Raw genomic sequence first — 24005 nt, 5'->3', positions numbered from 1 at the left:
GCGGACTGGCTGCCGTCGGGCATCGTCACCGGCCGCTCGAAATCGATCGGTCCGATCGGCGGGTAGCCGTGTGCGCGGATTTCCTCGGCGCCCGCGGTAGAATCGACGGCGGTAAACGCAATGCGCTCGATGCCCTCGCCACGTTTTTCAAGAAAGGCCCGCGCCGGAGAATTATGTTCTGTCGGGGTGAGGACTCCGAGCAATTCCATATAGTCGGGATCAAGCATGATGGTGTAGTTGCCCGATCCCATGTGGGCGCTGTGGGTACCGCGAGGCGATACGGTGAAGCCCAGCCGCTTCCAGTTTTCGGCGGCCTTGTCGAGGTCTTTCACCATGATCACGGCGTGATCGATTCCGATGACGTTTTTGAGGGCCACTGCTATTTCCCCGGCGTGAATTGACGTACTAAGCTAATCAGATCGATTTCGCCGCCGCAAGCGATGTCAAATCGGCGGTCGTGAAGCTCGGGAAGAACGAAGATGAACAATGCAACCGTCGTCTGGCCCAATTCGCTGTGGGCCGCCGTGACGCCACCGGGACCCGAGCTGCCCGAACTGATCGGTACGCAACAGGCCGACGTCGTCGTGATCGGCGGCGGGTTCACCGGGCTCTCGACCGCGCTGCATCTTCGCGAGGCCGGTGTCGACGTCGCCATCGTCGAGGCGATGGAGCCGGGCTGGGGTGCTTCCGGACGCAACAACGGGCAGGTGATTCCGACCTTGTCGCGTCCCGATCCCGACGACATCGTCGCGCGCCACGGCCCTGCAGGCGAACGTTTCGTTTATTTGCTGCGCGACAGCGCGTCCACGCTGTTCGATATGGCGTCCCGCTATGGCATCGAGGCCGAGCAGGAACAGACCGGCTGGATGCAGCCGGTGCATTCGCCCGGGCGGATCAAGATCGCGGAGCGGCGGGTGCGGCAATGGTCGAAGTTCGGCGCGCCGGTCGAACTGCTGTCGCGAGAGCAGGCCCGCGACATGACGGGATCGGAGGCGTGGTTCGGCGGTTTCTGGAACAGGACCGGCGGCCATATCAATCCGCTGGCGCTGTCCCGCGGCCTTGCGCGCGCGACGATCGTGAAGGGTGCGCGCATCTTCGCGCGCTCGCCGGCTTCGAGCTTTACGCGGACGGGCAATCGTTGGCTGGTGAAGACCGAAAAAGGTGAGATCAGCGCCCGCGCGCTGGTTGTCGCAAGCAACGCCTATAGCGGAGAGTTTGCCAAGTCGCTCGTGCCCGATATCGCTTATGAGGTCATGCCCGTGCTGTCCTGGCAGATGGCGACGCAGCCACTATCAGACAATGTCCGCAAGACAATCATTCCCGGCCGGCAGGCGATGTCGGATACTCACGGCGAACTCTATTTCGCGCGCTACGATGCGCGCAATCGCCTCGTCACCGGCGGGGCCATCATCGGCCCGGGCGACAAGGCCGAGCGCCTGAAGGGTATCGTCACCCAACGGTTGCGGCGGCTGTGGCCGCAGATCGGCGAAGTGCGCTTCGACTATGTGTGGAACGGTTACGTCGGCATGACCACGGACTATATGCCGCGCTTTCATCGGCTCGGACCCGATGCCTATGGCTGGACTGGCTGTAACGGCCGTTCCGTGGCGCTGACCATGGGGCTCGGCAATGAACTCGCCAAGGCCGTACGCGGCGTTCCGGAAAACGAGCTGGCGCTGCCTTTCACCAGGCCGGTGCGGATCCCGGCGCACGGATTGTTGCGCAAGATCGCGCCGATCAAGCTGCTCCTTTACCGCTACCGCGACGCCCGCGAGATCTAGGACACCGCCGCCTCGTGCTCGGCGGTGAAGTCGCCGCCGGGAACGGAGGCGATCAGCGCTTGCGTATAGGGGTGCTGCGGCCTGCCGAACACCTGAGCGACGGGACCGTGCTCGACAATCTCGCCTTCCTTCATCACCGCGACGAGATCGCAGACCTGGGCCGCCACGCGCAGGTCGTGGGTAATGAACACGATTGATAGGCCAAGCCGCTCGCGCAATTCGCTTAGGAGTCTGAGAACCTGCGCCTGGACCGAGACATCGAGGGCGGAAACCGGCTCGTCGGCAACGAGCACGTCGGGCTTCAATGCCAGCGCCCGCGCTAGTCCAATGCGCTGACGCTGGCCGCCGGAGAACTCGTGCGGGAAGCGATCGCCGGCGGATGGATCAAGCCCTACCAGCTCGAACAGTCTCTTCGCCTCCGCAATCGCGGTCGACCGCGGGGTGCCGTGAACGATCGGCCCCTGCGCGACGAGCTCCGCGGCCTTGCGGCGCGGATTGAGCGAGCCGAACGGATCCTGGAACACCATCTGGATGTGGCGGGTCTCGCGGCGTACTTCGTCGCGGCTCATGCTTGCCCAGTCCTTGCCGTCGAGCAGGATCGAGCCGGCGTCGGGATCGATCAGGCGCACGATGCAGCGCGCGAGCGTCGATTTTCCCGATCCGGATTCGCCGACGATGCCGAGCGTCGCGCCCCTCGGCAAGGTCAGCGAGACATCCTTTACCGCGGGCGTGACGCGCGCGCCCCGGCCGAGGAAGCCGCCGGTGCGATGGGTCTTGGATACATGCGACACCGTGAGGATGGGTTCGCTGGAGAACCGGCGAGGTTTGGGCGCGGTCAGCGGCGGCACGGCGGCAATGAGCTGGCGGGTGTAGGGATGCTGCGGATGATTGAGGATCGATGCCGCTGTGCCGTGCTCGACCAGCACGCCGTGCTGCATCACCGCGACGCGGTCGGCGATCTCAGCCACTACGCCGAAGTCGTGGGTGATGAACAGCACTGCCGTCCTCTTGCGCTGCTGCAGGTCACGGATCAGCTTCAGGATCTGCGCCTGGGTGGTGACGTCGAGCGCCGTGGTCGGCTCGTCGGCAATGAGAAGCTTGGGGTCGAGCGCAAGCGCCATGGCGATCATGGCGCGCTGGCGCTGTCCGCCGGATAGTTCGTGCGGGTAGGCCTTCGCCGCGACCGTCGGATCGGGAATGCGGACGTCCTCGAGCAGCGCCAGCACGCGCGCATGGATCTCCGTTTTCGACAGATCGGTATGCACCTGGAACATTTCCGCGATCTGGTCGCCGACCGTCCGCAGCGGATTGAGCGCGGTCATCGGCTCCTGGAAGACCATGGCGATGCTTTCGCCGCGCACGTGCCGCATATCGGCCAGACTTGCGGCGACGAGGTCGCGGCCTTCGAACAGCACGCGGCCGCCTTCGATCGCTACGCCTTGGGGCAGCAATCGCATGATGGTGTTTGCCATCATCGACTTGCCCGAGCCGGATTCGCCGACGACGCAGACGATCTCGTTGGAGGCGACGGAGAGCGAAACGTCCTTAAGGGCGTGGGTGCGGTCCGCGCCCTTCGGCAAGGACACGCTGAGCCGGTCGAGCGAGAGGATGGGCACTTCGCTCATCGCTGCTTCAGCCTCGGATTGAGTGCATCGTTCAGCCCCTGTCCGACGAGCGAGACCGCGAGCACGGTAGTGAGGATAGCGATGCCGGGGATCGCCGAGACGTACCACTGAACGCGCAAGACGTCGCGCCCGAGCCCGATCAGGTTGCCCCAGGAAGCGACGTTGGGGTCGGACAGGCGCAGGAAGGCCAGCGCGCTTTCCAGGAGGATCGCGACCGCCATCACCACGCTGGCATAGACGATCACCGGCGGCAGCGCGTTGGGCAGGATCTCGCCGAGGATCAGCTGCAGGTCCTTCATGCCGAGCGTGCGCCCGGCCTGGATGAATTCGCGGTTGCGGAGCGACAGGAACTCGGCGCGGGTCAGCCGCGCCGGCGCGGGCCAGGATACGACTCCAATCGCGATTGTGACGGTGGTCAGCGTCGAGCCGAAGACCGCAACCAGTACCAGCAGCAGCACGAAATTGGGCAGGGTCTGGAACGCCTCGGTGATGCGCATCAGGATGTTGTCGACCCAGCCGCCGTAATACCCGGCGAACGCACCGATCAGGGTTCCGATCGCGATGGCAATCACGGTGGCAACGCCGCCGATCAGAAGCGAGATGCGCGCGCCGTAGAAGATCTGGGCGGCGATGTCGCGTCCGGAATTGTCGGTGCCGAGTGGAAAGCGCGGATTTGCGAACGGCCAGACGAGCGGCCGCCCGGCAAGCGACAGGGGATTATTGGGGAAGAGCCAGGAGGCGGCGATTGCCATCCCCACCACGATCAGGAGCAGCACCAGGCCGATCACGGCCGCCGGGCTTCGGAAGTAACGTTTCAGCGCGCCCATAGCCTTAGCCCCCGGCCGAGATGCGCGGGTCGAGACGCGCGTAGAGCAGGTCGACCACGAAGTTCACGATGATCACGAGGAGGGCGGAGACGAAGACGATGCCGAGCAGCGTGTTGAGGTCGCGCTGGATGACCGATTCGTAGGCGAGGCGCCCGAGGCCTGGCAGCGAGAACACGCTTTCGACGACGACCGAGCCGCCGAGCATGGTGCCGGCCTGGAGCCCGATCAGGGTCACCATCGGCAGCAGAGCGTTGCGCAACACGTGCCCGGTGATGACGCGGGTCTCGTCGAGGCCTTTGGCGCGCGCCGTTCGGACGAAGTCGAGGTTCAGTACTTCCAGCATGGAAGCGCGCATGATGCGCAGGTAGATCGCCAGGAAGATCAGGCCGAGCGTTGCCGTCGGCAGAAGCAGATGCCGCGCAATGTCGAGGACGCGCCATATCCCGGTTTGAACCGCGCCGATGTCCTCGAAGCCGCCGGCGGGCAGCCATTGCAGGTAGATCGAGAACACGACGATCGCCATCAGGCCGAACCAGAACGAGGGGGTGGCGTAGAAGATCAGGCCGATGGTCGAGATCAGCGTGTCCGGCCATTTGTTGACCGAGCGGGCGGCCAGCACGCCGAACACGAGGCCGAAGAAGAAGGCAAAGGACAGGGAGGCCGTCATCAAGAGGATGGTCGGCGGAAGCCGTTCCAGGATCACCGTCGAGACCGGCTTGCCGTAAATCGAGGAGAAGCCGAGGTCGAGCCGCACCAGCCGCCACAGATAATTGCCGAGCTGCGCGGGGATCGAGAGGTCGAGCCCGTAGAACTCGCGAAGAGCACGAGCGCTCGCGGCGTCGCCGCCGCCCATCTGCGCCATCAAGGCATCGACCGTATCTCCCGGCGCAAGCTGCAGCAGGAGGAACACGCCGATCAGGATCAGGACCAGTGTCGGAATCGAGGCGGCGAGCCGCCGCCCCGCAAGGCTTACGATGCGCATAGCATCATCTATGACGAAAATCGGGTCAGGCGGAAAGCCAAAGATCGTGCCAGTTCGATGATCCCCAACGCGGGGTGTTGGAGTGGTTGCGGGCCTTCGCGGTGATCGTGGTGACGAAAATCTGCTCGATCGGCATCCAGACCGGCAGTTCCGTGTTCACCTGCTTGACGAACTCGGCATAAAGCGCCTTCCGCTTGGCCGGATCCAGTTCGGTCAAGGCATCGTCGATGGTCTTGTCGGCCTTGGCGTCCTCCCAACCCCACTGGTTGGTCCAGGGTGCACCCTTCGGCTGGCCGGAGCGGTACCACACCGTGGTCGAGACCGCCGGGTCGTTACGATATTGATGCCAGCCGGTGGCGAGGTCGAAGGCGTGCTCGGCGTAGACCTGCTTGAGGAATCCACCGCCGTCGTTGCGCACGATCTCGACGGGAATGCCGACTTCCGACAGCGACTGCTGGATGAAGGTCGACCACAGCGAAATGTCCTCGCCCCAGGGCGCCGGCAGCAGGCGCAGCGAGAAGCGGGTCCCGCCGGCACCCGGCTTGTAGCCGGCCTCGTCGAACAGCGCGGTTGCTTTGGCCTTGTCGTACGGATACTGCGGCGTATTGGCGCCGGGATAGAAGTCCGTCGAGGTCGAGGGGATCGGGCCGGTGCCGAGCTTGGCGAAGTCGCCGAGGAAGTTGTCGATGAAGAACGGCACGTTAATGGCGTGCGCGATCGCGCGGCGCACACGGATGTCCGACAGCTCCTTGCGGCGGAAATTGAATTCCAGCGTGTTGGTGCGCGCGTTGCCCTCATTGCCCTTGGTGGTGACAATGAAGCGCTTGTCCTTGGACAGGCGCGCCATGTCGGAAATGGTGAGGCCGGAGAACGGGCTGTACTGCAATTCGCCGGCTTCCATCTGCGCTGCGGCGGCAGCACGGTCGGTGATCACCTTCCATACGATGCGATCGAGATAGGGCGCATTCGGTCGCCAGTAATCCGGATTGCGGTCGGCGATGATATACTGGCCGCGCTCGTACTTGACGAACTTGAACGGCCCGGTGCCGACCGGCGCGAGATTGACGGGGTTCTGCCTGATGTCGCCGCTCTCATAGAGATGCTTGGCCGAGATATAGCCGAGGTCGGGCAGGGCGCGCAGCAGGAGGTTGAGCGGCATCGGCCGCTCGTAGCGGAAGATTGCGGTCTGCGGGTCGGGCGTATCGACGGCGATGAGGAACAACTGCAGCGTCGAGCCGTAGTTCAGGATCTTCTTCCACATTTCCATGGCGGTGAATTGGACGTCCGCCGAGGTGAAGGGCTTGCCGTCGTGCCAGGTGACGCCCTTGCGCAGCTTGAAGGTGATGGTCTTGCCGTCGGGAGAGCTTTCCCAGCTCTCGGCAAGCACGCCGACCGGCTTGCCCTGCGCATCGAGATCGACCAGGCTTTCCTGGATCTTGCCGCTGATAATGTAGACGCCGGTGGAAGCCTGCAGGCTCGGATTGAGCTGGCGCTGCTCGGCGCCGTAATGCACGTTGAACACGCCGCCCTTGCGCGGCGTCTCCTGCGCAAAGGCCCGCATCGGATTGACGACGTTGGCGGCGATCGCCGCCGACGTCAGGAGCGCGGTGCGGCGAGTGATTTCGAGGCGAGTCAATCCCATTACTGTCTCCAACAACATGCAGAAGCGAAAGGCTCAGGGCCCATCGCTCGTCGGGCTCACTTCTACGCTGGAAGCAGAGCCGAGTCATTTTCTAATCGGTTACGAACTCGGAAAATCCTTCCGCAATGGGGCGCCAGAGGAGGCTGGCGTTCGGCGTTCCCGGCATGCGGGGACGAGCCTCTCGCCGTTGCCACAGGACCGCACCGTGGAAAGCGAACCCGCGTCTCGCGTGGGGCGGTCGCATGGTGTACATGAGCCGGTGCTGTCGATCACCAGTGCGATCACAGGCAGCCGCAGCGAGTGAACGTTTGGAAATGAGGGACGTTATATTCGCCGGCTCCAACGTTGTGCCGTATCTCAAGGCGGGAGAAGAAGCGTGTGGAAGCACTTGGTCCCCTTTCTTGTCGCCGCGCTGGTCGAGGTCGCGAGCGGTGTCGCCTCGGCCGATCCGCTGCTCCAGGGCAAGGAGGCGTTCGGTAGCTGGCAATCGGACAAGCCCGGCACCATCCGTCTCATCAGGCCACAGGACCTGCCAAAGCCGGGTGCTACGCCGGACGCCGCGAGTGTCTCGCGCGTCGTCGCACGGCCCCCTGATGCGTCTCCGCAAGTCGCGCCGGGATTCAAGATCGAGCTGTTTGCCGAAGGATTGAGCGGCCCGCGAGTCATCCGCGTCGCGCCGAACGGCGATCTTTTCGTTGCCGAAACGCGAGCGGGGCGCATTCGCGTGCTGCGCAGCAGCGGCGCGAAGATTGTCGCGGATGAAATCTACGCCAGCGGCCTCAACCGGCCGTTCGGCATTGCCTTCTTTCCGAATGGCGATAATCCGCAATGGATCTACGTCGCCAACACAGACAGCGTGGTACGCTTTCCCTATCGCTCCGGCGAGTTGAAAGCATCAAGCAGGCCGGAGATTGTCGTGGCGAACTTGCCGCGCGGCGGCCACTCCACCCGGGATATCGTCTTTTTGCCCGACAACAAGCGCATGCTGGTCTCGGTCGGCTCGGCCGGCAATGACGGCGAGGGCATGGGCAAGCCGCCGGGCGGACTTGAGGCGTGGTCTCGCAAGCAGCCCCTGGGCACCGCCTTGGGGCTATGAGACCGATCGTGCGGCCGTGCTCGCCTTCGATCCCGACGGGAAGGGCAAAGAGCTCTATGCCACCGGAATCCGCAACTGCGTCGGTCTTGCGATCCAGCCGCAGACCGGTACGCCGTGGTGCTCGACCAACGAGCGCGACGGCCTTGGTGACGATCTCGTGCCCGACTACGTCACGCGCGTGCGCGAGAATGCGTTCTATGGCTGGCCGTGGTTCTACATCGGCGCCAACGAGGATCCGCGCCATCCCGGCGCCCGGCCCGACCTCAAGGACAAGGTCGCCATTCCCGACGTCCTGTTGCAGGCGCACTCCGCTTCAATGGGCGTGACATTCTACCAGGGCGACAACTTCCCGGGCGAATATCGCGGCGATGCCTTTGCCGCCCAGCACGGCTCCTGGAACCGGTCCAGGCGCACTGGCTACAAGGTCGTCCGCATCCGGCTGAAAGACGGCGAGCCCACCGGCGAGTACGAGGATTTCGTAACCGGCTTCGTCATCAACGACCGCGAGGTGTGGGGACGTCCCGTCGGCGTCGCGGTGGCACGCGACGGCGCGCTGCTTTTCTCGGAAGATGGAAACGGTACGATCTGGCGTGTCACGCATTAGCGGGGGGCCCCCTCTTCCCTTGTCGGAGAGGGGGGCTTCGATGCAAAGGATCGAAGCCGGGTGAGGGGGCTCTCTCCGCGTACTCACGGTTCAGTTGGCGTTCGCGGATAGTACCCCTCATCCGGCGCGCACGATGTGCGCGCCACCTTCTCCCACAAGGGGAGAAGGGAAAGAGCTGCGATCGCGTCAGGTCTCCCCGCTTATCCCCTCCTTACGCTCGCCCCACCGTCCACCGGAAGCGTGACGCCGGTGATGAAATTGGCTTCGTCGGATGCCAGAAACAGCGCCGCGTTCGCCACATCCCAGGCGGTGCCCATCTTCTTGCGCAGAGGCACCTTGCTGTCGCGCTCGGCCTCGACCTCGGCACGCGTCTTGTTCCACTCGCGGGCGCGGGTATCGACTGCCATCGGCGTGTTCATCAGGCCGGGAAGGATGACGTTGGCGCGAATGCCGTATTCGGCGTTCTGATAGGCGAGCTGCTCGGTGAAGGCGATCATTGCCGATTTCGTCGCTTTGTAGGCGACGTAGGGGTAGGTGGTGATCGCCGCCATCGACGAGATGTTGATGATCGCCCCGCTGTTCTGCCTGCGCATGATGGGGATCACCTGCCTGGCCGCGAGGATACAGCTCTTCAGGTTGATGGCGACGCAGCGGTCGAACGCCTCCTCGGTGAGCTCGAGCAGCTCGGCATCGCCGCCCGCGAGGCTGACGCCGACATTGTTGTGCAGGATGTCGATCCGTTGCCAGCGGCTGACCGCATCCGCAACCATCGCCTTGATCTCGGCGGTCTTGGTGACGTCGGCTCTGAAGGCAACGGCCGTGCCGCCTTTGGCCGCGATCATCTCGACGGTTTCTTGGGCAGAAGCGAGATTGTGATCGACGCACAGGACCTTGGCGCCTTCGCGCGCGAAGGTCAGCGCGGTGGCCCTGCCGTTCCCCATGCCTTCGCCGGGACTTTGCCCGGCCCCAACGATGATGGCGACGCGATCCTTCAGGCGCATGACGTTTCCCCGATTTTTCGTCACGATAGCAATCTCATGGCGCGCAGAGAAGGTCGCCGCTTGGGCTTGCCGTCCTGGTACGGCCACGTTGTTCTATATCGCCCGGGACCTACCTCGACCCGACAACACCAACAACGTACTGGCGTATGCCTTCGGTTTCCTGATCGTGTTGCTGGTCGTCGCGGCTCCATTTGATCATGTCGCACCTCGATGCGAATATGGCGCTCATGGATCAGATGCAGATGCGCAAGTGGCGGCCGTTCGCCGTCACTTGCCGCGGCTTCCCCGGCAATTATAGGCCTTGCGGAAGCCCGAGGCCTGCGCGTCCTCCTCCGAGCAGAACCAGCGCTCAGGATTCGTGATGGCCGGGTAGCTCGGACAGCCGCGCAGATGATAGATGCCGATGTTGCCGGTGACGCGGGCGCGCACTGCGAGCTTACCCTTGATGCTGCAGCTTCCGGGCATCGTGAGCTCCTCTGGGAACAGGACGGCGCGGATCTCGCGGTCCCGGTCGGCGCGGCAGGCGGCCCCCACCAATGCGCCGTCCTTCTTGCCGATGCGGAAATCCGCCGGCGCGGCAAGACAGCCCTTCCAGAGGCCGCGCGAGGCGTCCTTGGCTTCGGTTGCCGCTTGCTTGAGGTTCGCTTTCAGGGCCGGTTCGCGCGCAAGCGCAAAGCCTTGACGGATAAGCTGCTCGTTCAGGCTGATCTTGTCACCTTCGGCCGTGCAAATGGCCCGGCGACGTCGCCCAAAGCTCTTCTCCGGCCCCAAATCCTCGCAGCGCACCACACGGCCGCCGATCAGCTTGGTCAATTGGTCGCGGGCATCCAGACCGCAGGTCCAGGGATCGGCTTGATCGTCGATGCAGATCTGGTCGAGCTCCGGTGCGTCCAGACCGTCGAGCCGGTAGGTGGCCTCACCAAGCTGGATGGAATTGGCGTCCCTGACCACGGCGCCTGCCGCCCGGGCGGGATCCGGGGCGAGAGCGAGTACGACAAGGGCAAGCAACAAAAGAACTGGCGCTGCCGGCCCGACGGCGAATCTCATCTTGAACGTCATGTGTTCTCGCTATCGATTTGCTCTTTGTCGCGTTTCTCTAGCATCCGGTTCTGGTGACACCAATGGTTTGCGTCCGGAGAAGCGCAACATTCGCGCCCGTGCCTTTACTCGCCACCCGGTCCGATCCTATCGTCGGGGCGACAAGCCAAGTCGCCCCTCAAGCGGCGGGTAGGAAACGCCGGAATGAATGATCCCGTGGACGTCCTGATCATCGGTGCCGGCGCGTCCGGTGCCGCCGTGGCCTGGTCCCTTGCCGAGACCAGGATGCATATCCTCTGTCTCGAACAGGGCGGCTGGATGAAGCCGGCTGAATACCCGAGCACCGGGCGCGACTGGGAAGCGCGCTTCTATGGCGACTATTCGCCGAGCCCCAACATCCGCGCTAGGGCCGAGGACTACCCGATCAACGAGGACAACTCGCCGATCAAGGTGGTGAATTTCAACGGCGTCGGCGGCTCGACCGTGATGTACACGGCGCATTTTCCGCGCCTGCATCCCTCCGATTTCCGCGTCAGGACGCTGGATGGCGTCGCCGACGACTGGCCGATCGACTACGACACGCTGGCGCCGTTCTTCGCCGAGAACGACCGGATGATGGGCGTGTCGGGGCTCGCCGGCGACCCGGCGTCGCCGCCGACAAATCCGCCGATGCCGCCATTGCCGCTCGGCCGCTCCGGCGTGCGGCTTGCCAAAGCCATGAACAAGCTGGGCTGGCATTGGTGGCCGTCCGATACCACGGTCGCCACCACCGATTACGAGGGCAGGGCGCGCTGTATCAATCTCGGCCACTGCACGCCGGCCTGCGCGCAAGGAGCGAAGGCCAGCACCGACATCACTTATTGGCCGGCGGCGCTGCGGGCCGGCGTCGAATTGCGCACGCATTGCCGGGTGCGCGAGATCCTGACCGACGAGCACGGCATGGCCTCCGGCGTCGTCTACTACGACAAGGACGGCATCGAGCAGTTCCAGCCTGCCCACGTCGTGGTAGTCGCGTGCAACGGCATCGGCACGCCGCGCCTGCTGTTGAACTCGGTCTCGGGCCGTTTTCCCAACGGCCTTGCCAATTCCAGCGGCCTCGTCGGCAAGAACCTGATGTTTCACCCCTATGCGCAGCTCTATGGCTATGTCGACGAGCCGACCGACAGCAACCGGGCGCCGCCGACCTGCCTGTGGAGCAAGGAATTCTACGAGACGGACAAATCGCGCGGCTTCGTGCGCGGCTACGCCTTCCAGTTCGGCCGCGGCATCGGGCCGGTGATGGAAGCGGTCATGAGCGAGGCCAAGGGCATCCTGCCCTGGGGGCCCGATCACCATAAAGTCTTCCGCAAGCTCAACGGCCGCCGGCTGGGCCTCGCGGCCATCTGCGAGGACCTGCCGGAGGAGCACAACCGGGTCACGCTCGATCCGATCCTGAAGGACAGCCACGGCATCCCGGCGCCCAAGGTCGACTACACCATCGGCGAGAACACCGCGAAGATGCTCGAGCACGGCATCGCGCGGGGCAGGGAGGTGCTGGAGGCCGCCGGCGCCACCGACATCTTCATCAATTGCCCGATACTCTATGGCGGCTGGCATCTGCTCGGTACCGCGCGCATGGGCACCGACCCGGAGCGCTCGGTGGTCAACGAATGGGGCCGCTCGCACGACGTCAAGAACCTGTTCATCGTCGACGGCAGCGTCTTTGTCACCTCGGGCGGGGTGAACCCGACCTCGACCATCCAGGCGATCGCGCTCTATGTCGCCGACCAGATGAAGCGCCGCCTCGCCAATCTGTTCGATTAAGCCGTTGAGGTGATTTTTGACCGGACCGATCACAGTACGAATTCGTTTCACCTCTCCCGCTTGCGGGGGAGGTCGCATCTCATCGAAAGATGCGATGCGGGTGGGGGAAATTTTCTCCACTCGGGCACAGCGAATCGCGGCGACACCCCCACCCCAGCCCTGCCCCGCAAGCGCGGGAGAGGGAGCGCACCACCGTCGTGGTCGCGTGCTTTAGACTGGAGGACGCCCATGCCGGAGCAAGAAAGTCTCACGCCGCGCCAGCGCCAGGACCTTCGCACCATTGCCGCCATGATGATCCCGGCGAGCAGCGAGTACCGGGTGCCCGGCGCCGATGATGACGCCATCCAGGCCGACATCTTGCGTACGCTCGGGCGCGACACCGGGCCGGTCGCCGAGGCGCTCGATGACCTTGCCCGGCTTGCCGGCATGCCGCTCGCCGATCTCGATGAGGCCCAGCGTGAGGCGGTCGCCAAACAATTCCGTAGCTCAGGCGGCGCGGCGGCGGCGACCCTGATCCGGGTCGTGCTGCAATGCTACTACCGTGACGATCGCGTGCTGCGCTCGCTCGGGCTCGAACTGCGACCGCCATTTCCCAAGGGCTACACGCTGGAGCAGGGCGACTGGTCGCTGCTCGACCAGGTCAAGGCCGGTCCTCAAAAACTACGCAAAGCACGTTAAGCTGTTTGTGAAGAGCAGCGAGCTTGCATTATGATCTCGACGTAACCATCTGACGCGCGAAGGAATTTCGCGATGTTGGACCTTACGTCAACTCTCGGTGGCGATGAGCTTTCGTCGCAAAACCCCCAACACACTTCTCCTGACGACCGGGACCTTCTCGACGCCTATTCCAATGCCGTGATCGGCGCGACCGAAAGGGTCGGACCGGCCGTGGTGCGGGTGGAAACAGGGCCGAAGGTGCGAGGTGCGGGCGAGCGCGGTGGTCTCGGCTCCGGCATCGTGATCTCGCCGGACGGGCTGGTCCTGACCAACAGCCATGTGGTCGGTTCGTCCCGGGAGATCAGGCTGCGGGACACCCAAGGCAACCTGAGCGATGCCCGCGTGCTCGGGGTTGATCCCGACACCGACCTGGCGCTGCTGCGGGCGAACGGGACGCGTGACCTGCCCTATGCCTCGCTCGGCGATTCCAAGACGCTGCGCCGCGGCCAGCTCGTGATCGCGATCGGCAACCCGCTCGGCTTTGAGTCGACGGTGACCGCCGGCGTCGTCTCGGCACTCGGGCGGTCGATCCGTTCGGTGAGCGGCCGGACTATCGAGGACGTGATCCAGACCGATGCCGCGCTCAATCCCGGCAATTCGGGCGGGCCGCTGGTGTCATCCAAAGCCGAGGTCATCGGCATCAACACCGCCATCATCAGCGGGGCCCAGGGCATCTGCTTTGCGGTCGCCAGCAACACCGCGCAGTTCGTGCTCTCGGAGATCATCCGCCACGGTTATGTCCGGCGCGCCTATATCGGGGTGGCCGGCCAGACAGCGCCGATCCCGCGCCGCCACGCGGTGGTTGCGGGGGTTTCGAACCAGATGGGCGCGCTGCTCGCTCACGTCGAGTCGGACGGGCCGGCGGCCAAGGCGGGCCTGTTGTCCGGCGACGTCGTAATCAAGCTCGACGGCGCCGAGATCCATGGCGTCGACGACCTGATCCGGGTGCTCGACCGCGACCGGATCGGCCGGACGCTGTCGATGGACGTGCTGCGGCTCGGCCGCCTGCGGGCGTTCGCTATTCATCCGGTCGAGCGCAAGCCGGCGCGCTGAAAGTGCTTGCCACAGCCTCAGTTCGTCATGCGCGGGCTTGCCCCGCGCATCCATCAAAAAGAGAGCTTTCTCAAGCGATGGATTGCCGGGTCAAGCCCGGCAATGACGGGAATTGTTGCTGGGCGCGCCTGGACTACTCCGCCGCGGCGGCAAAACGGCTGTTCTCGAGATCGGCCTCCAACCGGGCCTGCTCGGTCGCCGCGAGCTGGACGTTCGCTTCCTTGATGTGGCCGAAGCCGCGGATCATCTCCGGGATGCGTGCCAGCCGGGCGAGCAGGGGGATCTGTTCGGCCTTGAGGCCGGCGATCCGCTGGTCGAGCATCGCGAAATAGTCCTCGATCAGCTGGCGCTCGGTCCTGCGCTCCGCTGTGCGCCCGAACGGGTCGAGCGCGGTGCCGCGCAAGGACTTGAGCCGAGCGAGCAGGCGCAGGGCGTGGATCAGCCAGCCGCCGTACTCGTTCTTGACGAGGTGGCCGGTCGACTTGTCGCGCCGCGCGAACATCGGCGGGGCGAGATGGAATTTCAGGCTGAAATCGCCGTCGAACTTCTCGGCCAGCTTCCTGGCAAAGCTGCCATCGGTGTGGAGCCGGGCGACTTCGTATTCGTCCTTGTAGGCCATGAGCTTGAACAGGTTCTTGGCAACCGCCTCGGTGAACTCGGTTGAGGTCGGCAATGCGGCGCTCTCCGCCTTGCGCACCTTGGCGACGGCGGCAAGGTAGCGGTCGGCATAGGCCTTGTCCTGGTATTCGGTCAGGAAGTTCGCGCGATCGGCGATCATCTCATCGAGCGTCTTGCCTGAAGTGGCGGCGCGGGCGCGGAACTGCAGCACGCTGCGCACGCGTGCCATGTCGTGTGCGGCGAGTCGGCCCCAGGTGAAGGCCTGCTTGTTCATCTCGACCGCCGCCCCGTTGATCTCGATGGCGCGCAGCAGCGCGTCCAGCGATAGCGGAATGGCGCCCTTCTGGAAGGCGAAGCCGAGCATGAACGGGTTGGTGGCGATGCTGTCGCCCATCAGGGCCGCGGCAATGCCGGTGGCGTCGACGATATCGAGATTGTTGTCGCCGACCGCATCGCGCAGCGCGCCCTGCATCGCCCCCATCTTGAAGTCGATGTCGGGGTTCTGCACGAAGCTTGCCGTCGGCTGCAGGTCGGCGTTGATGAAGGCCTTCGTCACACCGCGCTCGGCGCGGCTCAGCGCGGTGGTGCCAGCCGACACCACCATGTCGCAGCCGAGAATGACGTCGGCGCCGCCGGTGGTGATCCGGACCGCTGAAATGTCCTCGGGCCTGGGCGCGATCCGCACGTGGCTCATGACCGCGCCGTTCTTCTGCGACAGGCCGGTGAAATCCAGCGCCGAGCAGCCGCGGCCATCGACATGCGCCGCCATGCCGAGCAGCGCGCCGATGGTGATGACGCCGGTGCCGCCGATGCCGGTGACGAGAATGTTATAGGGACCGTCGAGCGGACGGGCGGGGGGCAGCGGCAGATCGGCGAACAACTGGCCCGAATCCACCGCCTGGGTCTTCACCCGCTTCAGCGTGCCGCCATGAACGGTGACAAAGCTCGGGCAGAAGCCTTCGATACAGGAGTAGTCCTTGTTGCAGTTCGACTGGTCGATCTGGCGCTTGCGGCCGAATTCGGTCTCGAGCGGCTGCACCGAGACGCAGTTGGAGGCCTGCGAGCAGTCGCCGCAGCCCTCGCACACGAGATCATTGATGAAGACGCGCTTGGCCGGATCGGGATAGAGGCCGCGCTTGCGGCGGCGCCGCTTTTCGGCCGCGCAGGTCTGGTCGTAGATGATGACGGACAGGCCCTTGATCTCGCGCAGCTCGCGCTGCACCGGGTCCAGCTCGCGGCGGTGATGAACCGTGGCGCCTTTCGGGAAATAGTCGCCGGCCGGATACTTGCCGGGATCGTCGGAGACGATGGCGAGCCGCTTGATGCCCTCGGCCCAGACCTGGTGTGCGATCTGCGAAACGGTGAAGCTGCCTTCGGCCGGCTGGCCGCCGGTCATCGCGACCGCGTCGTTGTAGAGAATCTTGTAGGTGATGTTGACGCCGGACGTCGCCGCGGCGCGCAGTGCCAGCAGGCCGGAATGCGTGTAGGTGCCGTCGCCGAGGTTCTGGAAGATGTGCTGCTCGTTGGTGAAGGGCGCCTGGCCGATCCAGTTCGCGCCTTCTCCGCCCATGTGCGAGATGGTGGCGGTGCGGCGGCTCGGGATCGAAAGCGCCATGCCGTGACAGCCGATGCCTGCCATGGCACGGCTGCCCTCCGGCACTCTGGTCGAGGTGTTGTGCGGACAGCCCGAGCAGAAATACGGCGTGCGCGACAGCGTGATCGGGGCGTTGGTTGTGACCGGATGTTCGAAGGCTTCCAGCCGCGCCAGCCGCTGTTCGAGCACGGGGTTGCTGGCGCCAAGCCGGCGCAGCCGGGCCACCAGCGCCGAGGCCACCATCGTGGGGGTGAGCTCGCCTTCAGCCGGCAACAGCGGCCTGCCGTTCTCGTCGCGCTTGCCGGCAATGGTGGGACGCTTGTCGGCATCCACGTTGTAGAGAAGGCGCATCAATTGGTCTTCGATGAAGCCACGCTTCTCCTCGACGACCAGCACCTCCTTGAGGCCCTCGGCAAAACGCCTCGCGCCGCTCTCCTCCAGCGGCCAGGTCAGCGCCACCTTGTAGATGCGCAGGCCCAGCTCCTGGGCGTCCCGCTCGCTGATGCCGAGGTCGGCGAGCGCCTGCCGCAGATCGAGATAGGCCTTGCCGGTGGTGATGATGCCGAGCCGCGCCGGCTTGGAGTCGAGCACGATGCGGTCGAGTTGGTTGGCGCGCGCGAAAGCCTTGACTGCTTCCATCTTCGGGCCGAACAGGCGCCGCTCCGCCTCCAGCGGCGGATCGGGCCAGCGGATGTTGAGGCCGCCCGGCGGCATCTCGAAATCCGTCGGCAACGTGATCTGCACGCGTGACGGATCGCTGTAGATCGAGGCCGAACTCTCCACCGTCTCCGAGATCGCCTTGAAGCCGACCCAGCAGCCGGAATAGCGTGACAGCGCAAAGCCATAGATGCCGAGGTCGAGATAGTCCTGCAGCGTCGCCGGATTGAGGATAGGGATCAGGGCTGCCGCGAACACCTGCTCGCTCTGATGGGCGAGCGTCGACGACTGGCAGCCATGATCGTCACCGGCAAGCGCTAGCACGCCGCCGTGCCGTGACGAACCCGCCGAATTGGCGTGCTTGAGCGCGTCCATCGAACGGTCGACACCCGGCCCCTTGCCGTACCAGATGCCGAACACGCCATCCACCTTGGCGCCGGGAAACAACCCGACCTGCTGGCTGCCCCACACGGAAGTAGCCGCGAGGTCTTCGTTAAGGCCGGGGACGAAGGCGATGTCGTGCGCTTGCAGGAATGATTTGGCCCGCCACAATGCGTGGTCGTACATGCCGAGCGGGGAACCGCGATAGCCAGAGATGAATCCGCCCGTGTTGAGGTTCTGCAGGCGGTCACGTTCGCGCTGCAACATCGGCAATCGCACCAGTGCCTGGGTCCCGGAAAGGTAAATCCGCTTGGCCTCGAGCCGGTATTTGTCGTCCAGCTCGACCTGCATCAGCGTCATCTAGGGTTCCTCCTGGTTATTTTGGGGGACGGCTCGGATCGGCCGGCGGGGAGCGGACTGCGGACGGAAACAGAGTCCGTCAGTGAAAAGCAACCGGCGGCGATGTCAATATCGCTGGCGGCATCCCTTTGGCTCTTGGTACTCATGGCTCGTTCGGAGGAATGCCATGGAAGCACAAGCGTTCGAAACACCCATCACGGAAACGTCCGACACCTTGATCGGGCCGTGGCGGCAGCCTCGGCAAATGCTGCAGGCGCAGGTCTACGATTCCCACTCCTCGATCCACGACGACGCAACTGCACAAAAGCTCGGCTTTCGTGGTGGCACCATCGAAGGACCGACGCATTTCAGCCAGTTTGCGCCGCTCGGCGCGCGCCTGTGGGGGCGCTCCTGGTTCGAGAGCGGCTGCATCTCCGCGCACTACCGCAACGTCTGTTATGAAGGCGAGGAGGTGCAGGCGCAGTTATCGAAGCCGCGGGCCGGGCAGGGGCAGTGCCGGATCCAGATGGTCAAGCGTGACGGCACCGAGGTGCTGCGCGGCACCGCCTGTGTCGGCGAGCCCGCGGCGCCGACGGCGCTCGACCAGCGCCTGACGGAGCTGAAGCACTTGGCCGATCCCGTGATCCTTCGTGACGTCAAGATCGGCATGAAGAGCAAGCGGCAGAAGGTAGCGATGGCCTTCGACCAGAACATGGGCGATCTCTATCCGTTTTCGCTGCGCCAGAAGCTTGCGGTGATCACCGAGAATTCGCCGTTCTACTCCACCTCGGGTAATCCGTGGGGACGCCCGGTCATCCCCATGGAAATGCTGAGCGTGCTGTTTCAATACACGTCCAAGGAAGATCCTTTGCCCTCCAGGGGTCCGGCCGTCGGCCTGTTCGCCGACCAGGAGATCCGGCTGATGAAAGGCCCGCTGTTCGTCGACGAGGGGTACGAGCTGGAGCGCGAGGTGGTGGCGCTCAGCGGCAGCCGGAGGACGGAAAGCGTCTGGCAACGGACGCGGGTTTTGGATCCCAGGACGAACGCGCTGGTCGCCACCATGCTGATCAACATGGCAACGATCAAGGATTCCTACGCGCCCTATGCGGAGGAATACCAGTGCCTCTATGGCCGCGCGGCGCCGTGAAGCCGCGCGAGCTGCGTCTTGCCGATTGCAAGACAGTCGGCAACGAACACGACGGCGCGGCGCTTGTTGAGCGCCTGGGCCAAACGCGTCCTAGAACTGGTAGCGGCGCAGTCCGCCATCGACGGGAATGACCGTGCCGGTGATGTAGCGCGCAAGGGGCGAAGCGAGAAACACCGCGAGTACGGCGAGATCTTCCGGCTCGCCCCAGAAGGCTACCGGAATCTCCTCCTCGGCAAAGCGCTCGCGATAATCCGGCGGATAGTTGCGGCGGATCTGCTCGCTCATGATCCGGCCGGGCGGAATGCAGTTGATGGTGATGCCGTATTTGCCGATCTCGCGCGACAGGCCCTTGGCCCAGGCATGGACCGCGGCCTTGGCGGCGAACGCGGCATTGAGTCCCTCGGGCTCGGACTTCCCGGTGATGTTGATGATGCGGCCCCAGCGGCGCTCGATCATCTGCGGCAGCAGCGCGTGGGCAACCTTGCGATAGCTGGTGAAGTTGAGGGCAATGGCCTCGTCCCATTGGAAGTCGGGCGCGTCGATCGGCAAGGGCCGGCTGCCGCCGGCATTGTTGACGAGGATGTCGACCTGGCCGAGCTCGCGGATGGCGAAGTCGGCGAGCTTGTTCGCGGCACCGTCCTCCATGACATCCTGCACGAGCGGCGTGATCCTGCCGCCGCGCGCCGCCTCGACTTCCTGCACGAGCTGATCCAGAAGGTCTTTGCGGCGGGCGACCGCCACGACGCGCACGCCCTCGAGCGCAAGCCCTTTGGCGATGGCACGGCCGATCCCGATGCTCGCGCCGGTGACGACGGCTGTCTTGGACGTGAGGTTGAGATCCATGCTTCAAGCACTCTTTTTATATGTCACCGGGTCTGCTTCGCTCCGGTCCATGCCTGGTTGAGCTTCTTGACCGGGGCAGCAAGTCGTGTACCGAAGCTGAGGCGGCAAGAACAGAAGGTTTCGCAAGGTGGCCTGGGATCCGCAGCAATATCTGAAGTTTTCCGGGCACAGGCTGAGGCCCGCTGTGGACCTTCTGATGCGCATTCCGGAGCTTCCCGCGAAACGCATTGCCGATCTCGGCGCCGGTGCCGGCAACGTCACCAAATTGCTCAAGGAGCGCTGGCCGGACGCGACCGTCGTCGCGGTCGAGGGCTCTGCCGAGATGGTCGCCGCCGGCAGGAAAGCGGCGCCCGACGTCGAATGGGTGCAGGCGGATCTCGGCCGCTGGCACCCTGCGCAGAAATTTGACCTGATCTATTCCAATGCCGCGCTGCACTGGCTGCCCGATCATGCACAGCTTTTTCCCGCGCTGATGCAAAGACTGTCCGCCGGCGGTATGCTCACCGTCCAAATGCCGCGCAACTTCACCGCGCCGTCGCACCTTCTGATTGCAGAGACCGCGCTGAACGGGCGTTGGCGCAGCAAGGTCGAGCATCTCGTGACGCCGCCGCCGGTCGAGGGGCCGGCGTTCTATCATGACCTGCTCGCCCGCCTGTCGCAGAACATCGACATCTGGGAGACCGAGTATCTCCAGGTGCTGGAGGGCGACAATCCGGTCAAAGAGTGGACCAAGGGAACGTGGCTCACGCGCTACCTGGAAGTGCTGCAGGGCGAGGAGCGGGCGGCGTTCGAGGCGGCGTACGGCGAACGCGTCGCAAGAGCCTACCCGAAGAATTCGGCAGGCCAGACGCTTTTCCCGTTCCGCCGCCTCTTCATCGTTGCTCAGCGCAAGGGCTAGCTTTCGCAATGCAAGATGCTCGGACCACGGTCCGGGCCGATTAAGGCTGGAGCGCGCGCCAGTTGGCGTATAAAAGGACAGCCGGCCCGACATGAACCGGCTTGGTTCGGGCTTAGGTCCACTTGTCCGGCGGGCAGTTTGCTGCCAGTACTGGAGCCGCAAAAGCAAGAAGAACCGATTTTGACTTCTCGGGGGACGCTAACTAATGCGCAAGCTCTTTCTCGCGGTTGCCGCGGCCGCACTTGTCCTGGCTCCTGTTGCCACCACGGCGCAGAGCCCTATGGTCATCAAGTTCAGCCACGTCGTCGCCAACGATACGCCGAAGGGCAAGGGCGCGCTGAAGTTCAAGGAGCTTGCCGAGAAATACACTGACGGCAAGGTGAAGGTTGAAGTCTATCCGAACTCCACCCTCTACAAGGACAAGGAAGAGATCGAGGCGCTGCAGCTCGGTTCGGTCCACATGCTGGCGCCGTCGACCTCGAAGTTCGCGCCGCTGGGAGTGAAGGAATTCGAGGCGCTTGACCTGCCCTGGCTGTTCAAGGACGAGGACACCTATGCCAACGCCATGAAGGGCACTATCGGCAAGTGGCTCCTTCAGAAGCTCGAGGCCAAGGGCATTAGCGGGCTGGCTTTCTGGGACAACGGCTTCCACATGGTTTCGGCCAACCGCCCGCTGCGCAAGCCGTCGGATTTCGAGGGGCTGAAATTCCGGATCTCGGGATCGAAAGTCGCGGACCAGTATTTACGTCTCGCCGGCGCGATCCCGCAGATCATGGCATTCTCGGAAGTCTACCAGGCGCTGCAGACCGGGGTGGTGGACGGCTGCGAGAACACGGCCTCGAATTACCTGACGCAGAAGTTTCACGAGGTGCAGAAGGACATCACCGTGTCCTATCACGCCCACCTGCAATACGCCGTCATCGTCAACTCCAAGTTCTGGGCCGGCTTGCCCGCGAATATCCGCGGTCAGCTCGAAAAGGCGATGGCGGAAGCGACCGACTACACCAACTCGATCGCGCGCCAGGAGAACATGGACGCGCTCGCCGAGATCAAGAAGTCGGGCAAGACCACGCTGCATTACCTGACGGACGATGAACGTAAGGCTTGGCAGACCGCGATGCAGCCGACCTACAAGTGGGCAAAGGGCCGGGTCGGGCAGGAGGTGCTCGACTTCCTTGCCAAGGAACTTGATGTCAAGATGAACTGACGGTTGACCTTGGCGCATCATCGGTTCCGATACGACAACGAAGAACGGTCGGGAGTGATCTCGCTCCCGGCCGTTTCGATCTAGATGGGGGACGGCCTTGTTTCGCGCGCTAAACCGTGTGCTCGATCACCTGGAAGAGTGGCTCATCGCGACGCTGATCGCGGCTGCGACGACGGTGATCTTTGTCGCAGTCCTGCACCGCTATGGCGCGGGACTGTCGATCGATCTCTCCAAGTGGGCGGCGGCGCACGACCTGACGCTGCTCGCCTCGGCCCTCAAGGGCGTCTTCTCGTTTCTGGCGGCGCTTGATCTGTCCTGGGCGCAGGAACTCTGCATCTACATGTTCATCTGGATGGCGAAGTTCGGCGCGGCCTACGGCGTGCGAACCGGCATCCACGTCGGCGTCGACGTGCTGGTCAACCTGTTGCCGGGAGGTTCGCGGCGACGGGTAATCACCTTCGGCCTGCTGTGCGGCGCCCTGTTCACCTCCATCGTTGCCATCTTCGGCGCCTTGTTCGTCGGCCAGATGTGGCAGACCGGGCAACAGTCCAATGACCTCGAGGTCCCGATGTGGATCGTGTACCTCACGATCCCGGTGGGCTCGGGGCTGATGTGCTTCCGGTTCCTGCAGGTCGCCTTCTCGTTCTATCGGACGGGCGATCTGCCGCACCATGACGTGGCCGGCGTCGAAGGCGTCGAGGTCGACCCCGTGCATCCGGCGCCCGTCACCGAAACGCAGGTGATACGGGACGAAAGGAGCCCGCTCGGCTGGGTCCTGATCCTGCTTCCGGTTCTCATCGTCGTGCTGTGCTTTGCGCATGCAAGCCACCTGATCGTGCTGCCGCACGGTCTGCGCGTGTTGGTCGTCTTCGCCCTTTTGCTCTCACTGATGCTCACAGGCATGCCGATCTCGATCGCGCTCGGCCTGACCGTGCTGAGCTTCATGTTCACGCTGACGGACGTGCGCACCGAGTCGGTCGCCCTGAAGCTGTTCACCGGCATCGAGAACTTCGAGATCATGGCGATCCCGTTCTTCATTCTCGCCGGCAATTTCCTGACCCATGGCGGCGTCGCACGCCGACTGATCGCAGTCGCTACGAGCCTTGTCGGCCACTGGTACGGCGGTCTCGGGCTCGCCGGCGTGGTCGCCTGCGCGTTGTTTGCGGCGATCTCCGGCTCCTCGCCGGCGACCGTCGTTGCGATCGGTTCCGTGATCCTGCCGGCCATGGTCGCGCAGGGATTTCCCAAACGCTTCGGGGCGGGTGTGATCACGACCTCGGGCTCGCTGGGCATTCTGATCCCGCCGTCGATCCCGATGGTGCTCTTTGCGGTTTCGACCAACAGCTCGGTCGGCAAGCTGTTCATCGCCGGCATCATTCCCGGCCTTGCGCTCGCCAGCCTGCTGGGCGCAACCACCTGGTACCGAGCCTGGCGCAACAACTATCCGCGGATGCCGAAGGCCACCTTCGGCGAGCGGCTCGATGCCTTCCGCAAGTCGATCTGGGGCCTGCTTCTGATCTTCATCGTGATCGGGGGCATCTACAGCGGCCTGTTCACGCCGACCGAAGCGGCCGCGATCAGCGCAGTCTACGCCTTCATCGTCGCGGTCTTCATCTACAAGGATCTCAAGCTGAGGGACGTGCCGCGCGTCCTGCTGTCGTCGGCGAACCTCAGCGCGATGCTGCTCTACATCATCACCAATGCGGTGCTGTTCTCGTTCCTGATGACATACGAGAACGTTCCGCATGCCCTGGCGCAATGGATGATTGATCTGGGCCTCGGCTGGATCGGCTTCCTGCTGCTCGTCAACGTATTGCTACTGCTGGCCGGTAACGTGATGGAGCCATCCTCGATCATCCTGATCATGGCCCCCATCCTGTTCCCCGTCGCGGTCAAGCTCGGGATCGACCCGATTCACTTCGGCATCCTGATGACCGTCAACATGGAGGTCGGGCTGTGCCATCCGCCCGTCGGACTCAACCTCTATGTTGCGTCAGGCATCGCCAAGATGGGCATCACCGAACTGACGGTTGCGGTGTGGCCGTGGCTGTTGACCATGCTGAGCTTCCTGGCTGTCGTGACCTATTGGCCGGATCTGAGCTTGTGGCTGCCGAGAGTGCTCGGCATGAATTAGAACCGATGTGGGGGCCGA

Annotated in this window: 17 protein-coding genes and 2 pseudogenes; 10 read left to right on the top strand and 9 right to left on the bottom strand. The window is 64.3% G+C overall.

Features of this window, described 5'->3' with window-relative positions; all coding sequences use genetic code 11:
- Positions 1-377 (bottom strand): VOC family protein (locus HY852_RS18645; protein WP_291606254.1); only part of this gene is annotated, 377 nt, incomplete at its 3' end.
- Positions 378-479: 102 nt separating this feature from the next.
- Between HY852_RS18645 and HY852_RS18640 the strand changes: the two genes are divergently transcribed.
- Entirely contained in the window at positions 480-1781 is a 1302-nt protein-coding gene (locus HY852_RS18640) for an FAD-binding oxidoreductase (RefSeq protein ID WP_291606253.1), read from the top strand.
- Here HY852_RS18640 and HY852_RS18635 read toward each other — a convergent pair.
- The 4 genes from HY852_RS18635 to HY852_RS18620 are packed head-to-tail and all read right to left on the bottom strand — an operon-like array spanning position 1778 to position 6857.
- A complete protein-coding gene (locus HY852_RS18635) occupies positions 1778-3406 on the bottom strand; it encodes an ABC transporter ATP-binding protein (RefSeq protein WP_291606252.1) in 1629 nt (542 codons plus the stop codon). The two genes, HY852_RS18640 and HY852_RS18635, sit on opposite strands and share 4 nt — an antisense overlap.
- Positions 3403-4233, bottom strand: a complete 831-nt coding sequence (locus tag HY852_RS18630; protein WP_291606251.1) for an ABC transporter permease — start codon at positions 4231-4233, stop codon at positions 3403-3405. Before HY852_RS18630 ends, HY852_RS18635 begins: the two co-directional genes overlap by 4 nt.
- A 4-nt stretch (positions 4234-4237) precedes the next feature.
- Complete coding sequence (locus HY852_RS18625; RefSeq protein ID WP_291606250.1) at positions 4238-5215, bottom strand: ABC transporter permease; 978 nt, start codon at positions 5213-5215, stop codon at positions 4238-4240.
- A gap of 25 nt (positions 5216-5240) precedes the next feature.
- Complete coding sequence (locus tag HY852_RS18620; protein WP_291606249.1) at positions 5241-6857, bottom strand: ABC transporter substrate-binding protein; 1617 nt, start codon at positions 6855-6857, stop codon at positions 5241-5243.
- Between the two features lie 388 nt (positions 6858-7245).
- On the opposite strand from HY852_RS18620, the pseudogene HY852_RS18615 reads away from it, so the two are divergent.
- A pseudogene (locus HY852_RS18615) lies at positions 7246-8557 on the top strand (sorbosone dehydrogenase family protein).
- A gap of 200 nt (positions 8558-8757) precedes the next feature.
- Here HY852_RS18615 and HY852_RS18610 read toward each other — a convergent pair.
- Together HY852_RS18610 and HY852_RS18605 are read right to left on the bottom strand one after the other, a co-directional pair.
- Complete coding sequence (locus HY852_RS18610) at positions 8758-9558, bottom strand: SDR family NAD(P)-dependent oxidoreductase (protein WP_291606263.1); 801 nt, start codon at positions 9556-9558, stop codon at positions 8758-8760.
- 267 nt (positions 9559-9825) lie between these two features.
- Complete coding sequence (locus tag HY852_RS18605; protein ID WP_291606248.1) at positions 9826-10617, bottom strand: thermonuclease family protein; 792 nt, start codon at positions 10615-10617, stop codon at positions 9826-9828.
- A 183-nt stretch (positions 10618-10800) separates the two neighbouring features.
- On the opposite strand from HY852_RS18605, the gene HY852_RS18600 reads away from it, so the two are divergent.
- From HY852_RS18600 to HY852_RS18590, 3 genes are all read left to right on the top strand, one after another.
- Positions 10801-12399, top strand: a complete 1599-nt coding sequence (locus HY852_RS18600; RefSeq protein ID WP_291606247.1) for a GMC family oxidoreductase — start codon at positions 10801-10803, stop codon at positions 12397-12399.
- Between the two features lie 228 nt (positions 12400-12627).
- Positions 12628-13077 (top strand): hypothetical protein, encoded by a 450-nt coding sequence (locus tag HY852_RS18595; protein ID WP_291606246.1) that lies wholly within the window; start codon positions 12628-12630, stop codon positions 13075-13077.
- 72 nt (positions 13078-13149) lie between these two features.
- Positions 13150-14169, top strand: a complete 1020-nt coding sequence (locus HY852_RS18590) for a trypsin-like peptidase domain-containing protein (protein WP_291606245.1) — start codon at positions 13150-13152, stop codon at positions 14167-14169.
- Between the two features lie 133 nt (positions 14170-14302).
- Here the strand turns inward: HY852_RS18590 and HY852_RS18585 are convergent, their stop codons facing one another.
- Complete coding sequence (locus HY852_RS18585) at positions 14303-17779, bottom strand: indolepyruvate ferredoxin oxidoreductase family protein (protein WP_291606244.1); 3477 nt, start codon at positions 17777-17779, stop codon at positions 14303-14305.
- Positions 17780-17945: 166 nt separating this feature from the next.
- On the opposite strand from HY852_RS18585, the gene HY852_RS18580 reads away from it, so the two are divergent.
- Positions 17946-18905, top strand: coding sequence for a hypothetical protein (locus tag HY852_RS18580; RefSeq protein ID WP_291606243.1), 960 nt, complete (start codon positions 17946-17948; stop codon positions 18903-18905).
- Between the two features lie 90 nt (positions 18906-18995).
- Here the strand turns inward: HY852_RS18580 and HY852_RS18575 are convergent, their stop codons facing one another.
- A complete protein-coding gene (locus HY852_RS18575) occupies positions 18996-19748 on the bottom strand; it encodes an SDR family oxidoreductase (protein ID WP_291606242.1) in 753 nt (250 codons plus the stop codon).
- 127 nt (positions 19749-19875) lie between these two features.
- Between HY852_RS18575 and HY852_RS18570 the strand changes: the two genes are divergently transcribed.
- The 4 genes and pseudogenes from HY852_RS18570 (at position 19876) to HY852_RS27955 (ending at position 23987) form a co-directional block, all read left to right on the top strand.
- Positions 19876-20646: a methyltransferase domain-containing protein gene (locus tag HY852_RS18570; RefSeq protein WP_291606241.1), complete on the top strand. Its 771-nt coding sequence runs from the start codon at positions 19876-19878 to the stop codon at positions 20644-20646.
- A 205-nt stretch (positions 20647-20851) separates the two neighbouring features.
- Positions 20852-21853, top strand: coding sequence for a DctP family TRAP transporter solute-binding subunit (locus HY852_RS18565; RefSeq protein ID WP_291606240.1), 1002 nt, complete (start codon positions 20852-20854; stop codon positions 21851-21853).
- 118 nt (positions 21854-21971) lie between these two features.
- Positions 21972-22484: pseudogene (locus tag HY852_RS27960) on the top strand (TRAP transporter small permease); the annotation flags it as partial.
- Positions 22485-22703: 219 nt separating this feature from the next.
- Positions 22704-23987, top strand: coding sequence for a TRAP transporter large permease (locus HY852_RS27955; RefSeq protein ID WP_367116372.1), 1284 nt, complete (start codon positions 22704-22706; stop codon positions 23985-23987).
- The last annotated feature ends 18 nt before the right edge of the window (positions 23988-24005 follow it).

This window comes from Bradyrhizobium sp. (genome assembly GCF_016213215.1).
In the GTDB taxonomy this organism is placed as follows: domain Bacteria; phylum Pseudomonadota; class Alphaproteobacteria; order Rhizobiales; family Xanthobacteraceae; genus Bradyrhizobium.
This window is presented reverse-complemented; position numbering and strand designations above follow the sequence as displayed.

Excerpts from the sequence above, each read along its gene's own strand:
- HY852_RS18620 (WP_291606249.1), bottom strand. The coding sequence starts at position 6,857 with ATGGGATTGACTCGCCTCGAAATCACTCGCCGCACCGCGCTCCTGACG.
- HY852_RS18605 (WP_291606248.1), bottom strand. The coding sequence starts at position 10,617 with ATGACGTTCAAGATGAGATTCGCCGTCGGGCCGGCAGCGCCAGTTCTT.
- HY852_RS18585 (WP_291606244.1), bottom strand. The coding sequence starts at position 17,779 with ATGACGCTGATGCAGGTCGAGCTGGACGACAAATACCGGCTCGAGGCC.
- HY852_RS18580 (WP_291606243.1), top strand. The coding sequence starts at position 17,946 with ATGGAAGCACAAGCGTTCGAAACACCCATCACGGAAACGTCCGACACC.
- HY852_RS18640 (WP_291606253.1), top strand. The coding sequence starts at position 480 with ATGAACAATGCAACCGTCGTCTGGCCCAATTCGCTGTGGGCCGCCGTG.
- HY852_RS18630 (WP_291606251.1), bottom strand. The coding sequence starts at position 4,233 with ATGGGCGCGCTGAAACGTTACTTCCGAAGCCCGGCGGCCGTGATCGGC.
- HY852_RS18565 (WP_291606240.1), top strand. The coding sequence starts at position 20,852 with ATGCGCAAGCTCTTTCTCGCGGTTGCCGCGGCCGCACTTGTCCTGGCT.
- HY852_RS18595 (WP_291606246.1), top strand. The coding sequence starts at position 12,628 with ATGCCGGAGCAAGAAAGTCTCACGCCGCGCCAGCGCCAGGACCTTCGC.
- HY852_RS18635 (WP_291606252.1), bottom strand. The coding sequence starts at position 3,406 with ATGAGCGAAGTGCCCATCCTCTCGCTCGACCGGCTCAGCGTGTCCTTG.
- HY852_RS18625 (WP_291606250.1), bottom strand. The coding sequence starts at position 5,215 with ATGCGCATCGTAAGCCTTGCGGGGCGGCGGCTCGCCGCCTCGATTCCG.
- HY852_RS18590 (WP_291606245.1), top strand. The coding sequence starts at position 13,150 with ATGTTGGACCTTACGTCAACTCTCGGTGGCGATGAGCTTTCGTCGCAA.
- HY852_RS18575 (WP_291606242.1), bottom strand. The coding sequence starts at position 19,748 with ATGGATCTCAACCTCACGTCCAAGACAGCCGTCGTCACCGGCGCGAGC.
- HY852_RS18610 (WP_291606263.1), bottom strand. The coding sequence starts at position 9,558 with ATGCGCCTGAAGGATCGCGTCGCCATCATCGTTGGGGCCGGGCAAAGT.
- HY852_RS18600 (WP_291606247.1), top strand. The coding sequence starts at position 10,801 with ATGAATGATCCCGTGGACGTCCTGATCATCGGTGCCGGCGCGTCCGGT.